Origin of the sequence: Microbacterium sp. NPDC080005, assembly GCF_040702445.1 — a bacterium.
GTDB classification, from domain to species: domain Bacteria; phylum Actinomycetota; class Actinomycetes; order Actinomycetales; family Microbacteriaceae; genus Microbacterium; species Microbacterium oleivorans_D.
Map to the genome: position 1 here is coordinate 74,713 of NZ_JBFBLD010000003.1, position 13,477 is coordinate 88,189.

Here is a 13,477-nt window from a genome sequence, read left to right on the forward strand (position 1 = left end):
CCGGTACGGCCGCAGCGCCTGAACAGTGTCAGTTCGAGGGGGAACTATTCAGTGCGTAGGGATGCACCGACTAGCTTCCGTACGCATCCTGAGTGCTGACGTCGCTGATGCGTCGCTTGGTCACAAGAGCGCCCACACTTTCGCTCGTCGCGAGGGCGGGAGAACGACTTGCTATCTCGAGCATCGCGCGACGGGAGAAGCGACGTAGCAAGCGTCGAAACTCGAGGATGTCCTCCTGGCTCCAATCCTCGATCTCGGATTCGAGGTGTTTCTTCGACTCCTCCGAGATACGCTCGCCGATAACGCGACCGTCCGGTGTAAGAGCGATCAGCGTGCTCCTGTCATCCTTGAGCGACTTGGCGCGTTGAACGAGGCCAGCTGCCTCGAGTCGCTTGACAATCTTGCTCATGTTGGCCTTGCCGGTTCCGAGGGTCGTGGCTAAATCGGTAGGCCGTAAAGCGCCGCGATAGGCGAGCTGATTCACGACGAGGAACATCTGCATGTCGTCCACTGGAAAATCCACCCGCTTCATTGTCGTCTCACGCACCTCGCGGCTGTCGGCCCAGTGGACGAGCGATGCCATCGTCAGGCGGAGATCATGGGGGTCTTGGTGAATGACGGGCGAGATGTCCGGATTGATGGACGTGTATTCAGACATGGACTCCTCCTAGGCGAAACTATCTCACACGCCCCCGACTGGCCCGAGTCGCGCTCCTGGTTCATCTCCTCCCACTTCTTCTCTGAGCCGACTCACTGTCACGGGGCCAAGAAGGCCGTAGTCTCGAACGACGGTCCGGTGCGTGCCCTCCCGGCCGGCCATCATCAAGATCGCATCCGGAACGTGATCGTAATAGCCTCGCGCGATGAGGCGGTTGTTCAGAGAGCTGGCAACTCTCACTAAGACTCTGTTCGTTCCCTCCGCGACGAATTCCGTGATGTCGACAATGGGATGAGATGTGTCGAAGCCGGTCGGAGTGCCGCCGTTTACGCTTACCGACCCGAGAGCCCCGCCGGTAGAGCCGAGATCGAGGACGACGCGAGCCGATGCTTCCTGCGGCGGAAGTGTGAACGAAGCCCGGTACTCGCCGATACCTGAGACCTCCGGCCCGATCCCCGGAAGGTCTCTCCAAGGCCGAAGCGATGTGTCAGGCGTGTTGAGGCGAGTGATACTCGTTCGGGGTTTGATCTCCCGCGACTCGTAGCCGAGGCCTCGGTCTTCGACAATGAGTTCATTGTCGCCAGCGTCCCAGCTCTCGACGGCTATATCCCACGTGGACATCTCCGCGATGACCTCGGAAATCGCCGGCGGGCTATCTGCCGGTTCGGCAGATCCGTCGAGAGTCAACATCGTCGACTCGCCCGGCGTGAGGGTGACCGTGACCTGAGTTCGGTCCCCAACGGACCGTACGCCGAGGTGAGGAGACATGCGGCCGGTTGCGGCGTCCAGCTGATAGACCTTGCCGAGGCGCGGAAGAACGATATCGACCGTGGCTTCCCTGCCTGTCTCGTAAAGGAAGTGGTATGCGAAAAGGTGGAGGAGGTCGCCATCCTCCCGCAGAGCGGTAAGGATGTTCTCGTTGTTGGCGGCAAATTCAGCTCGCCCCATCACCCCCAGGTCTCGCAGAGCTTCCACCGTACGCGACGGGTCCGCTATCTCTCGGACCGAAGGAAGCGCCCGCAATTCCTCGACTGTCGCGGCAAGCTCAGCGTCCCGCCCGTCGAGCCCGGGAGTCCGCGAAGCGGCGGTGAGGTGAGTCGTGTAGTCACCGTTGCGCAGCAGTTTCAGTTCTCGCGCGCCATTGACGATGAGAACGCGCAGCCCCTTGCGCGCCCAATCGAGAAGAAGGGCCGCCGCGTCTGCATCGAGCGTCTCCTGGTATATGACGAGTGCCTGGTAACCAGGCCCGTCAGGCTGAACGACTCCGTCCGCGAAGGAAACGTCCTCGTGCGCGAGCAGGGAGGCATCGAAAAACTCATATGTCCAGCCCGCGTCCTGCATGCCGAGATCTTGCCACCAGTGATTGTCGCGAGCCCGCATCCAACGGTGCCCGTAAGCGTCCTCATCGGCGATGCGGTTGCCATCCCCGTCGAGGAGCGTCAGCCCGGAGAGCGTATCGACGAAGTGGTCAGTGCGAAGGATGCCCACGTCGATCCGCGGCTTGCCCTGCCGCAGCAGGTACTGGTAGCGACCCACCGAGTCGTTCCACAGCGGATAGAACTCGGATGCGGGTTGTCGGGTATCGAAGCGCTCGGAAAACATGGACCACATACCCTCATGACCGGGCCATTCTGTGGAGGTTTCGCCGCCCGCCGTGCTGGCCCAGCCGTGCAAGACGGTTCTGGTCACGCCGCCAGCGAATTGCGTCCGGATGATTTGGTCGTAGAACCGATGATCGAGCATGTGCGATCGCGTGGTCGCACCTGTTTCCGACGAGTACTGCTTATCGAACAGATGCGCCGGCCCCGCGAGTAGACGGTATGCGTCGATCTGAGATCCGAATTCCAGCGACTCCGTCTCGATCCCATCGACTGCGGTTCCAGGGCGAGTCAGCTCGAAGGGGAGCCCGTAGCTGATCTCTGCCCGCAGAGTGAGGCCGTTCCCGTGAAGGAATTCTGAGAACGGCTGCAACATGTTTTCGATGTAGAGGTCGGTGAGTGTGCGGACGTAGTCGTGTCTCACCTTTTCAACGATCGCTACCTGAGAAGGGAGGGGGGAGTAGTGATAGCGAGTATCCGCAGCCATCATGCGCACCTCGCGGACGAGGAATGGCAACCATCTCAGAATGTCGTACCCGCGACGCTCGCGAAACTCCCAGCGCAAGCTATGGCCCCAGAACATGCCGCCGGCGCCCCAAGTGAAAAGCTCGAGGGAATCCATGTACATCTGCGCTCTGGGGTTCTTCGCGATCAGCGAGCGGAGTTCATCGGTGAGGACGGTCTTGGACCAGTAGTCCATCACCGCTTCGACGCCGTCACGGTCCAAGTAGTTGACGGTGTAATTGACCGTGGCAGAGGGCGCAGCAGTTTGGCCGGTTCCGTGTGACCAGAAGACAAAGATCAGCCAGGTCTGATCATCGTCAGGGACCCATTCGAGACGATCATCATCAACGAGGTCTGTGAGATCAACGGCCGACCCTTCGTCCAGGTTTCCGTCGTTCATCATCGCTACAGCAACGGCGCCTTCGAAGTGTTGCTGCGTCGGTGGCACCCTGTGGGCGGAAGCGGGTCCAGCGCCTCGGTCCTCCCGCAGATCGATGCGAGGGAGAGTGCCAGAGAACGGCGAGCTGCGTGTGGCTCGGATAGTGACGAAGTTCAATTCGCGGGCGGCCGCAGGGTGGTCCGGGTGGATGCTTGGGAGGTTGGCGTTTGCCCAGTTCGTGCCGGACGTGAAGCTGACTGCCATTCCACGCGACGTGGTCTCCCGGACTACCACAGCCGAATCGTGGATCCACTCTTCTGCTCCCCAGCCGTATCGGCTGTGGTCGATTCCCTCCTCTTCCATCGCCAAAAACTCCATGCCTCCGAAGCCGAGCCGGTGAGCGGAGGCAACCTCTGAACGCAGCGTCGCGTCGGTATGCAGTCCTTCGGCCAGCCACCAGCGAACCTCGGGGCGGACCTCGATGGGGGGGTGGGCGAGCGCATCGCGGTGGTCGTCGAACTGACTCATGGTTCTCCTCTGAACAAAGCGCATGAGGTTCCGCGCAAAGTGTCGCAAACGTATCAAGTATTTTACTCAAGACACGATCGTGTGCAATCATCACTCTCGAACGTTGTCCGCCTACGGCGACGTAGCCCGATCAGGTCATTCAAAGGAGAACCATGGCCACCTCAACCCGCCGCGCACCACGACCGTGGCACGTCGCGATCATCGCGGGGATGGCGTCGTATATCGACGCTGCCGCGATCGTCAGTTCCGGCACAGCATTCGTCCTTTTCCAGCAGTCAATCGGCCTCCAGCCTGATCAGATTGGAGTCCTTTCAGCTGCGCTCACCTTCTCGATCGCCATTGGAGCCCTCGTGGGAGGGCGGCTGGGTGACAGATTTGGTCGGCGGAGCGTCTTCTTGGTCACCATGGTGATGATTGCAGCCGGTGGCACCGCACTCACGTTCGGCGGAGCGTTCCTCCCGCTTCTTCTCGGCACGGTACTCGTTGGTCTGGGCGCTGGCGCTGACCTGCCTGTCTCCCTTGCGACAGTCTCGGAGGCGGCTGAGGATCACAACCGGGGCAAGCTCGTCGGCTTCACTCAGGTGATGTGGTACGCGGGCATCATTGCGACGACTGCGATTTCCGTCGGAGCCGGATCCCTGGGATATCTCGGGGGACAGATCCTCTTCGCACACATTGGCGTCGCCGCGATCGTCGTCCTACTGCTGCGACTGATGATTCCTGAGTCCGCCTCTTGGCGTTCGGCGCAAGCTGAGAGGCGCTCGGGAGCGGACACCGTCCGAGCGCAGCGGGCGGGCCTGCGCGACATCTTCTCTCAGAGGATCTACTTGGTTCCGTTCCTCGCGCTGGTCGGGTTTTACTCCTTGACAAACCTTGGCGCGAACACGGGCGGGCAGTTCGGGGCTTACGTCGCCGTCAACCTCGCAGGAGTGGATGTGCCCACGTTCTCGATTATCGGGCTCATCAGCCTGCCCGTCGCTGTCGTCTTCGCGGTGTGGTTCATGAGGATTTCCGACGGGCGGTTCCGCATGGCCTACTTCGTCGCCGGGGGCATCCTCATGAGTATCGCTTACCTCATTCCGGCGGTCTTCGGATTCTCTCTCATCACGATTCTCGTGCAGACTACGCTCACAATCATCGGAGCAGCCTTTGCCTTCGAGGGCATCATGAAGGTCTGGGCTCAGGAAGCGTTCCCGACCCTCCTGCGCGCATCAGCACAAGGCGCGATCATCGCCGTTGCTCGCGTTGCGGCAGCAATCCTCGCTCTGTTCACTCCTGCGCTCCTCACTACGCCTCATTTGCTCTACGGGCTTATTGGAGCCGTGGTCGCGGTGGGTTGCTTCATCGGGTGGCTGGGATTCCGCGGCAAGCAGGCGAACACCTTCGAGTTCGAGACCAAGGACATCGCGTCCGCGCGACGGGAGCTCCATGAGGCGGGGGTCCTCCGGGACGCCCGCCGGTCCGGGGCTACGCGCGGGGCTCCTCTCGGAAAGCGTCCATAGATACCAATGCCTCTCCGTCAATCTCATAGGTAGGACGGATGCCCGTCGCGTCGCCGCCACGTCGCTTGTCGAACGCGGGCGGCGGCGAGGCGGGCTCGGTCGTCACCGTAAGCGATCGTTTTCGGCAGGCCGACTAGAACCCGCGTGTCGGCTCACCAGCAAGAAGCGCGTCTTTGAGGCGTTCCTTCGCTTTGGCGTATCGGCTGCGCGCAGTCGAGGCCGGTATGCCGACGATCGCTGCCGCTTGGGCGAGGGTGAGCCCTTCCCAATAGACCAACTCGATCAGCTCGCGTCCTTCGGCTGGGAGACGCGCGATCGCGTCTCTGGCCTCGATCCCGTCATCGGCACCAGCGTGACTGTCGCGAGTTGGGACGGCACCTCGCAGCCGGTCGATCAGCGCCCACCGACGACGCTCCCCCCGCCCGTAATTGAGCAGTACGCCCCGAGCGATGCCAAAGAGCCACATACGCACCTCTTCTGGGCGCGACGGTGCGTCTCCGACTCGACGCCACGCTGTGACCATCGTCTCGCCTAGGAGGTCCGGCGCATCGTCGACCGCAATCCGGCGCTGGAAGTAGCCGAGGAGAGCCGGCGATGCTCTAACGATCGCGGCCGTGAGCGCCTGCTCCCGTCGGCTGCTCACTCGGTCACCGCATCGCACCGCACCGAATCCCACACCATGACCTCGCCCCGCCGGGCTCCCTGCTCAGCGAGCCCGGCGTTCAGGGCCGCGTCACTGGCGAGCGAGACGACGCTGGCGAAGATGTCATCTGCGGTTCGGTCTGCCGGCGCGGTCTGGGAGTCACCGAGCCTACCGTTGGCGTCTAGGACGAGCGTCTGCGCCGGGTTAGTGGCTGCATCCTCGGCGTCCTTGGCTCGTGCAGCGTCGAAATCCAGAGCACCCCAGAAATCAGCGGCCGCGATCCACCGGGATACGGCCTCGCTCTGCACATCGAGCTTGCGGCCGCCCTGGTCGTCGACGACCATTACTCGAAGTTCGCAGCCGCGCCCGCTCGGGAGCTCGAACGAGTGCCTGTAGTCGGCGGCAGCCCACGGGTCATCGAAGCCCTGCGGCATGGTGCTCGCGGCCCATGCGACACCGCCGATCGCCGTCAGCCCCGCAACCGACGCGGCCGCGGCCGCCAGCCCGAAGCGCCTTCTACGCGGACTGCGGGGAAGCCCCTCAGCACGAGCCTCTTGAACGGCAGCCCGAACGTCGTCGGCAGCCATCGTCGTGTAGGTCGAGGGTGCTGATCGCGTCAGCAGTTCGTCAAGCCGGTTCGGGTTCATTTCGCCTCCATTGTTCGGGATGCCTCTCACCCCGTACATGTCCGACCAACACGAAACTGTCCAAACGACACCTGACCGAGAGGTGCCGAGCAGATCGCCCCGAGTCCGGCAGCCGAAAACGCACGCCGAAAGGTGGTTAGGCACCACGTTTCTGGTGAGCGATCTGGCCCGGCGGGCGCACCTGCGCCGCAAACGATCGTTTTGGAGCGCATCGCATGGACGACGCTGAAACGCCCGCCGAAAACGTGGTTCAGAACCTGGTTTCGGCGGGCGTTTTCGGCGGGTTATTGACTGCCGGCAAGTGGTTCGGGTGGGCCAGGGGGGAGAGCCCACCCGAACCTCCGGCGGAGTCTGCGAAGTAACTCGCCGGCTGCGGCACTGATAGTGCCGCGGCGCGTTGGAGGACGCGCGTCTAGAGGTACTCAGATCGTGCTGCGTAGGCGATCGAATGATCGCGAATGTCGTCCCAGTCGAGGACCACGACGCCGTGAAGGCCGGTGAGGTCGTCGCATCGGTCGAGAAGTCGCTCTGTGAGCGCTGACACATCAGTGCAGTCGCTGACGTTGAGGAAAGTGACCTCGACATCGCGCGCCTTCTCGCGTTCGAGGTTCGAGTGAAGCCGAGCGCCGAGTCCTGAGGCGATGCGATCAAACCTCCCAGCGTGGCGGGGAGCGAGCATGACGGCGAACAGGATGTGTCTGACGGATGTTGTTCGGGCCGCTTCGGCAAGGGCGAGTGTCCCGAGCGCGCGGAGTCGCTCCGGTCCGGTGTGGCGGTCATCGTTGCGAAGGTCAGCGAATGCGAGCACGGCTCGGGGTGCGGAGTTTGCAGCCGATGCGCGCGACGCGTGGTCGAGAGCAGACATCCCTCGGGCGAGGGGTGTGTCAATGTCACCGAGCAGCACAGTGCTGTGGCTCATGGTTTGCCTTCCGTGTGAGGGAACGGTCGACGACCGTTGCCGACCAGACTTCCCGGCTCACCATGACTTGCCCTGCGACCTTACTCCCTGTCTGGTCCGGCACCACGGTTTTCCTGGTAGATGTCGGGGGTTCCGTCCGCGTCCTCGTCTACGGCCTCGGCCGCTGAGATTTGGCGGTACTGACCGTTACGAGCCAGGAGGATGCCTGCCGCGCCGAGGGAGGCGAGGAGCGATGCGATCATGATCGCGATCTTCGCGTCGTCGCCTTCCGTCGAGCCGGACGGGAAGCTGAGTTCAGCGATCAGGAGCGACACGGTGAACCCGATTCCCGCCAGGAGCGAGACGCCGAGCATGTCTACCCACCGCAGCGCGGGGTGGAGGCGGATTTTCGTCACAAGGGTGAGAGTGCGAACGGCGAGGAGGATGCCGATCGGTTTGCCGAGGACGAGGCCTGCGACGATACCGAGCGCGACCGGGTCGGTCGCTGCGCGGAGGATCCCGTCCGTGCCGCCCACGGCGACGCCGGCTGCGAAGAATGCGAACACGGGTACGGCGAACCCGGCGGACAACGGCCGGAAGCGATGTTCGAACTCGTGTGCGAGGTCCTTCGCGCGAGGTCCTTCGGTGACGCCACGGGCGGGCTTGACAGGGATCGTGAACGCGAGAGCGACACCGGCGATGGTGGCGTGGATCCCCGACGCGTGGAGGAACGCCCAGGCGATGAATCCGATCGGAAGCAACACCAGCCAGGCCATCGACGGGCGGTCGGCGAACAGCGCGCGGTAGCGCTGGGCGATGAACCCATAGCCCGCGATCACCCCTGCCGCGATGAGAAGCGGAATCACGGCGATTTCTTCGGTGTAGAAGATGGCGATGATGCCGATGGCAATCAGGTCGTCCACGACAGCGAGAGTCAGGAGGAAGATTCTGAGCGGACTGGGAAGGTGCGAGCCGACGAGGGCCAGGACTGCGACGGCGAACGCGATGTCGGTGGCTGTGGGGATTGCCCACCCTTGTGCGAGCCCGTCCTGCCCGCGCACCACAGCGACGTAGATAAGCGCCGGGACGGCCACTCCACCGATCGCAGCAGTGACGGGGACGACTGCGGTACTGAAACGTCGAAGGTCGCCGGCGACGATTTCACGCTTGAGCTCGAGGCCTACCAGGAAGAAGAAGATCGCGAGCAGGCCATCGGCCGCCCATGCTCCTAGTGAGAGTTCCAGGTGCCACGGCTCGTACCCGAAGCGGAAGTCGCGGAGCGCGAAGTAGCTGTCCGCGGCGGGAGAGTTTGCCCAGATGATGGCAGCGATCGCGGCGATTACGAGCAGGGCGCCGCCCACAGCTTCCTTTCGGAGGATCTCGGATACTCGCGCGACTTCGGCGTAGCCCTGCCAACGTGGGGCGCGGGTTTCCGTACGGTCGCTGGTAGGCACGGTCACGGTGAGGCCTCCGGGGGGTCGATAGACAGAATGTCGACCAGGCTTCCCGACGCACCACTCCCAGCCTATCGGGCACCCCTGAGAGGGCTATGCACGTGGGAGTCACTGCATTACCGTAAATCCCTGGTGTGCCGGGAAGTCTGGTCGGCGCCGGTGCGGAGCGCGCCGGGACGATGAACAACGGAGCACGGATGCCGATTGGGTCCCAGAAGAGCAAGCGTGCCCGGAGGGGCCCCCATTTCTCCTTACGCGCGTTAGAGACAGTCTTGCGAAAGTCTCAGGCGCAGGCCGCGGTTGCCATCTTCGTCCTCGCAGCAGCACTGTTCTCCGCCCTTCTCGCTCTTCCCATCGCAACAGCAGACGGACGGGGGATGCCCCTGCAGGACGCGATCTTCACCGCGGTGTCAGCCATCACCGTCACCGGCCTCACCACAGTGGATACCGCCGTGGTCTGGTCTCCCTTCGGACTCGGAGTGATTCTCGTTGCGATCCAGGTCGGCGGGCTAGGCGTGATCACGATCGCGTTGTTGCTCGCGCGTGCCGTCACGCGCCGCCTCGGTCTCGGCGGCCGAGTGTTCGCACAACAAAGCATCGGTTCCCCCGAACTCGGTGAGGTGCGCCGGCTCCTCACCATCGTCATCGTCACCACCCTCAGCATCCAAGGTGCGCTCGCGTTGCTGCTCGCGCCCCCCTTCATCGCTGCGGAAGGGTGGGCGACAGGTACCTGGCATGCCGTGTTCTACGCCGTGTCAGCGTTCAATAACGCCGGCTTCACCACACACACCGGAGGGCTGACGGTTTTTGACGGGAACCTGTTCATCCTCGGCCCGATCGTCGTGGGGGTCTTTATCGGTTCGCTCGGGTTTCCCGTGTTCCTGAACATCATCAAGAACAGGTGGGATCGCACCCGTTGGACTCTCCACACCAAGCTCACTCTGGCAACAACGCTGATCCTCCTGCTCCTCGGGACCGGTGCGTGGACGTCATTCGAATGGTCAAATCCCGCGACCATCGGCGACATGGACCCTGTCGCCAAAATCTTCCACGGCTTGTTTGCCTCGACCATGATGCGTTCGGGCGGGTTTGCCATCACCGACACCGCCGCCTCCACCACCACAACCCTGCTTCTCAGCGACGCACTGATGTTCGTGGGCGGAGGCTCCGCATCCACCGCCGGTGGCATCAAAGTCACCACCCTTGCCGTGCTCTTCCTCGCGATCGTCGCTGAAGCTCGCGGCACCAAGGACGTCCGCGTCGCTCAACGCACCATTCCCGACAGCATCCTCCGAGTCGCCATCAGTGTGACCTTCCTAGGTGCCTCACTCGTTCTCACCGCGACAACCCTGCTCACTCTGACCAACGATGCCCCGCTAGACCGGATCCTCTTCGAGGTCATCTCCGCCTTCGCAACCTGCGGACTCTCCGTCGGGCTCTCCGCCGAGCTCGATGCGTTCGGCAAGATCGTCCTGTCCGTCCTGATGCTCGCCGGACGCATCGGCCCCATCGGGCTCGCGGCAGCTCTCGCCATCCGGCACCGGAACGTCCTCTACACCTACGCCAACGAACGCCCCATCATCGGGTAACCGGCCCCACGTCGCTCACCTCAACCTGCCGAGAGCGATCGCTTTCGGCGTCGTCGCGAGAGGGGGCCCTGGTGACCGTCGGAAACGGGATGCAGAAGCTGGTCTCCGCGGGCGTCTTCGGTTCCCTGTCATTCACAATGTGCTGGCGATCACTGTCAGGGCGGTTCCTACCCCGTCTTCGTGTGTCATGGCGAGTGCCGCTCGTTGAACCTCGGGCGGTAGTTCTCGACTTCGGTCAGGCGGGCGCGGAGCTGAGCCGCAGTCAGGTCGATTTGGCGAATGGGGGCGGGGCCGAGGCCGCCCGCGTGGACCCGGGCGCCCCAGAACGGCTGATCGGCTATGAAGGGGACGACGATGGACACGGCCCCTGCACCGGTTGCTGCTTGCAACGTGCCAATCCCGCCGTGATGTACCGCGGCTAATGCTTTGGGCAGTACCTGAGCGTGATCGACGGATCGCAAGATGAGAACATCGTCGCGGAGCAGTTGCGGCGCTGCCGCGAGTCCGCCGAGCCCTGTGGCCAGCAACGCGCGCGCACCGAAGCTGCGGACACCGGTGAGGACTTCTCGGGTCCGCTTCTCGGCGTTTCCGGCCTTCATCGATCCGAACCCTGCGTAAACGAAATCGCCGTCAGCGATGAACGATCGCACGTCATCGCTCACATCTGGACCGGGGGTGTCTGTGAGCCAAGGGCCGGTCAGGTGTACGGTCTCCGGCCAGTCCGAGGGTCGTTCGAGGATGGCTGAGCTGATGGGCATGAGAGTCGCCGCGGGTCCCGCGGTCCTGCGACGCTGCACCCCGAACACCGCCGCGGCTTCGTCCAGGTCGCTGCCGAACATCGCCGTGCCGGCAGCCGAGACACGGTAGGTCGCCTTGTTCAGGAAGCCGAGGTGCGAGTGATGGTCCCTGCAGCAGGGAAGACGCTGGTGGGGGTCATGGCCGGAACCATCTCGACCAACACGTGAGGAACGCCGAGCGCTTCGGCTATGAGTGAAGTCGACAGCACTTTTGGGTGGGCGACGATCACATCTGGTCGATACTCGTAGGCGATGCGCGCCGGTTCCACAATCACCGCGTTCATGATCGGGCGGATGACCGACGAGTATGAACGAAGCGTCGCCATCAACGAGACACCCTGCTCTTCGATCATGCGCGAGTAGTCCACCCCCAGGCTCCGACCGTCGATTCCCGAAAGGTCTGCGCCCGAGTTGTCCGGCGCGACGAGGAGCGCGTGGTGCCCTTCTGCATTGGCTCGGCGGGCGAGGGCGGCGAACGGCTCCACGTCGCCGCGCGACCCAGCCGTAGCCAGGAGGATCTTCACCCCTCGCCCCCTCTGGGCGGGGGCGTTTTCCAGAGACCGTTCACAAGAACTTCGTCCATCCGCTAGGCGATGCGCCGGAGCCCCCCATGCGTGTCTCCGGCTGACCATCGGGTGAGCTGATGCTCGAGAAAGAACGGTGCCAGCCCCAGCATCACGAGTGTGACGGACTGCGCGTCAATATCTCTGGGTCTTCTCATCGATCCGTCGCTTACTGCCTGATCGATGGCGCGGCGAGAGAAGCCGATCAGCTCATCGAAGAGCGCATCGGCAGACGGACCGGCTTCCGATAGCATCCGCGCGAGGTACGGGCCATACGCATCCGCCGCTGCTGCCAGCACGTCAACCGGGTCCTCATCCACCTTCTCTGAGATGAACCGCATCACTCGAACATCACACTCTCGGCGCACGCCGTCTTTACCGCCGAAGTGGTGAACCACGAGAGCAGCACTCACGCCCGCACTCTCGGCAACAGAGCGCAGGGTCGTTCCCCGGAAGCCACCACTCGCAAACAGCTCGATTGCGGCACTCACTATCCGGCCCCGAGCTGCCACGTCAGAGTCATCGAGAACTGAACGCATGTAGAGCACATTGACCTGACGTTTAGCGTTAGGCAAGAAGCGCATCTTCGTGTGCGTGTGCCACCGAAAACGATCCTTACAGCGCCCGAGCATCCTACGGAATTTGAGGAGCAAGACCTTCAACCGAACTTCAAATCGTTCAACTATCGAAGCGAACGGTATCCGTATCATGATCACCCCTGTGGCCCGACTTCCTCGCCCAGTTCGGAGGCTAGGCAGCCTGGAGATTGTCGCCGTGATGGCCAGCCAGCCGTCAACGCGCGAGCCTCCCCTCCACGCGTGAGACCGGATCGAGGCAGGTTCCGCAGCGCGCTGTGCGACATTCACGCGGACGCGCGATCATCCGCAAAGGCAGTGCGGTGGCGTTCATGATCTCCTGCCACGACGGGCGCAAATGGGACGGTTCGGGCGGTTTGAGTCCTGTTCCGGGCCCGTCGTGTCCCGTATTGACCAGCGCCGACGCGTTCCCCCGCCCAGCACACGGAGAGCTCCCTGCCGCCGAACTGAATCGTGAGGTCGCGGGTTCAAGCCCCGCTCCCGCTACGCAAAACCCCCGGCTCCACCCGGGGGTTTTGTTGTGGGCGAGGTGCTCATCATCGCCTTCACGGCCGACAATTGGGCATTATCCGCTCGCCGTCCGTGTCCGCGGACGTCGACAGCTGTTGTCACCGGTTATGCCAGAAGAACAACTAACGCCCGCGTGTTCGATGCCGCTCGTGAGGCTTCGCTCGTTTCTCCGTAGCTAGGCGCCGCGCGGTCGCGCGGGCCGAGTCCCACCGACCGACGGCGCAGCAGACCCCTGCGACCGTGCACAGGAGCAGGAGTCACGCGTTCACATCCGTGCCGGGCACGATCATTGCGAGGGCGAAGCACACCACGAAGCCCAGTGCTCCGAACGCTGCGACGGTGGCCGCCCCGGGGGCACGTTTCAGGGCGCGCCCCAGCAGCCATGCAACGGGCGCGAACACCCAGCAGAGGACGAAGGCCACGCCTCCCACGGCGACGGTGGTCGCGATGACAGCCCTCGCTCGTGCGTCCGGGTCGTCGCAGGAGTTGACCAAGATCGCAACCGTAGAGGTCACGAGAGCGATGGCCGTGAAGCTCCACCACGTCGTCAGAGTGCGACGAGCAACAACTCGAGCCTCGAAGAGCATCAGGAGGCGACCCTCCCGGGGGCG

The 13,477-nt window shown here is 63.5% G+C and carries 12 protein-coding genes; 2 read left to right on the forward strand and 10 right to left on the reverse strand.

Features of this window, described 5'->3' with window-relative positions; translation table 11 throughout:
- Window positions 1-70 precede the first annotated feature (70 nt).
- Both AB0259_RS13640 and AB0259_RS13645 read right to left on the reverse strand, forming a co-directional pair.
- On the reverse strand, window positions 71-658 hold the full coding sequence (locus AB0259_RS13640; protein ID WP_366223045.1) for a MarR family transcriptional regulator: 588 nt from the start codon (window positions 656-658) through the stop codon (window positions 71-73).
- Window positions 659-682: 24 nt separating this feature from the next.
- Entirely contained in the window at window positions 683-3,667 is a 2,985-nt protein-coding gene (locus AB0259_RS13645; protein WP_366223046.1) for a glycosyl hydrolase, read from the reverse strand.
- A 152-nt stretch (window positions 3,668-3,819) separates the two neighbouring features.
- Here AB0259_RS13645 and AB0259_RS13650 point away from each other — a divergent pair, with 152 nt between their 5' ends.
- Window positions 3,820-5,169, forward strand: coding sequence for an MFS transporter (locus AB0259_RS13650; protein WP_366223047.1), 1,350 nt, complete (start codon window positions 3,820-3,822; stop codon window positions 5,167-5,169).
- A gap of 133 nt (window positions 5,170-5,302) precedes the next feature.
- On the opposite strand, the gene AB0259_RS13655 is transcribed toward AB0259_RS13650, so the two are convergent.
- From AB0259_RS13655 to nhaA, 4 genes are all read right to left on the reverse strand, one after another.
- Window positions 5,303-5,845, reverse strand: a complete 543-nt coding sequence (locus AB0259_RS13655) for a sigma-70 family RNA polymerase sigma factor (RefSeq protein ID WP_366235853.1) — start codon at window positions 5,843-5,845, stop codon at window positions 5,303-5,305.
- Window positions 5,809-6,459: a hypothetical protein gene (locus AB0259_RS13660; RefSeq protein WP_366223049.1), complete on the reverse strand. Its 651-nt coding sequence runs from the start codon at window positions 6,457-6,459 to the stop codon at window positions 5,809-5,811. Before AB0259_RS13660 ends, AB0259_RS13655 begins: the two co-directional genes overlap by 37 nt.
- 412 nt (window positions 6,460-6,871) lie before the next feature.
- The gene (locus tag AB0259_RS13665) at window positions 6,872-7,378 is read right to left on the reverse strand and encodes a hypothetical protein (RefSeq protein WP_366223050.1); all 507 of its coding nucleotides are present in this window, start codon (window positions 7,376-7,378) and stop codon (window positions 6,872-6,874) included.
- 80 nt (window positions 7,379-7,458) lie between these two features.
- Window positions 7,459-8,817, reverse strand: a complete 1,359-nt coding sequence (nhaA, locus tag AB0259_RS13670) for a Na+/H+ antiporter NhaA (protein ID WP_366223051.1) — start codon at window positions 8,815-8,817, stop codon at window positions 7,459-7,461.
- Window positions 8,818-9,188: 371 nt separating this feature from the next.
- On the opposite strand from nhaA, the gene AB0259_RS13675 reads away from it, so the two are divergent.
- Window positions 9,189-10,400, forward strand: a complete 1,212-nt coding sequence (locus tag AB0259_RS13675; RefSeq protein ID WP_366223052.1) for a potassium transporter TrkG — start codon at window positions 9,189-9,191, stop codon at window positions 10,398-10,400.
- A 185-nt stretch (window positions 10,401-10,585) separates the two neighbouring features.
- Here AB0259_RS13675 and AB0259_RS13680 read toward each other — a convergent pair whose 3' ends face one another.
- The 4 genes from AB0259_RS13680 to AB0259_RS13695 form a co-directional block, all read right to left on the reverse strand.
- Window positions 10,586-11,062, reverse strand: coding sequence for a hypothetical protein (locus AB0259_RS13680; protein WP_366235854.1), 477 nt, complete (start codon window positions 11,060-11,062; stop codon window positions 10,586-10,588).
- A gap of 215 nt (window positions 11,063-11,277) precedes the next feature.
- Window positions 11,278-11,721 carry a glycosyltransferase gene (locus AB0259_RS13685; protein ID WP_366223054.1) on the reverse strand — a complete coding sequence of 148 codons (444 nt, stop codon included), beginning with the start codon at window positions 11,719-11,721 and terminating at the stop codon, window positions 11,278-11,280.
- Between the two features lie 62 nt (window positions 11,722-11,783).
- Window positions 11,784-12,470, reverse strand: a complete 687-nt coding sequence (locus AB0259_RS13690) for a TetR family transcriptional regulator (RefSeq protein WP_366223055.1) — start codon at window positions 12,468-12,470, stop codon at window positions 11,784-11,786.
- A 653-nt stretch (window positions 12,471-13,123) separates the two neighbouring features.
- Window positions 13,124-13,453 carry a hypothetical protein gene (locus AB0259_RS13695; protein WP_251578672.1) on the reverse strand — a complete coding sequence of 110 codons (330 nt, stop codon included), beginning with the start codon at window positions 13,451-13,453 and terminating at the stop codon, window positions 13,124-13,126.
- Between the last annotated feature and the right edge of the window lie 24 nt (window positions 13,454-13,477).

Coding starts and splice junctions, on each gene's coding strand:
- AB0259_RS13695 (WP_251578672.1), bottom strand. CDS start 13,453: ATGCTCTTCGAGGCTCGAGTTGTTGCTCGTCGCACTCTGACGACGTGG.
- AB0259_RS13640 (WP_366223045.1), bottom strand. CDS start 658: ATGTCTGAATACACGTCCATCAATCCGGACATCTCGCCCGTCATTCAC.
- AB0259_RS13645 (WP_366223046.1), bottom strand. CDS start 3,667: ATGAGTCAGTTCGACGACCACCGCGATGCGCTCGCCCACCCCCCCATC.
- AB0259_RS13665 (WP_366223050.1), bottom strand. CDS start 7,378: ATGAGCCACAGCACTGTGCTGCTCGGTGACATTGACACACCCCTCGCC.
- AB0259_RS13675 (WP_366223052.1), top strand. CDS start 9,189: ATGCCCCTGCAGGACGCGATCTTCACCGCGGTGTCAGCCATCACCGTC.
- AB0259_RS13690 (WP_366223055.1), bottom strand. CDS start 12,470: ATGATACGGATACCGTTCGCTTCGATAGTTGAACGATTTGAAGTTCGG.
- AB0259_RS13650 (WP_366223047.1), top strand. CDS start 3,820: ATGGCCACCTCAACCCGCCGCGCACCACGACCGTGGCACGTCGCGATC.
- AB0259_RS13660 (WP_366223049.1), bottom strand. CDS start 6,459: ATGAACCCGAACCGGCTTGACGAACTGCTGACGCGATCAGCACCCTCG.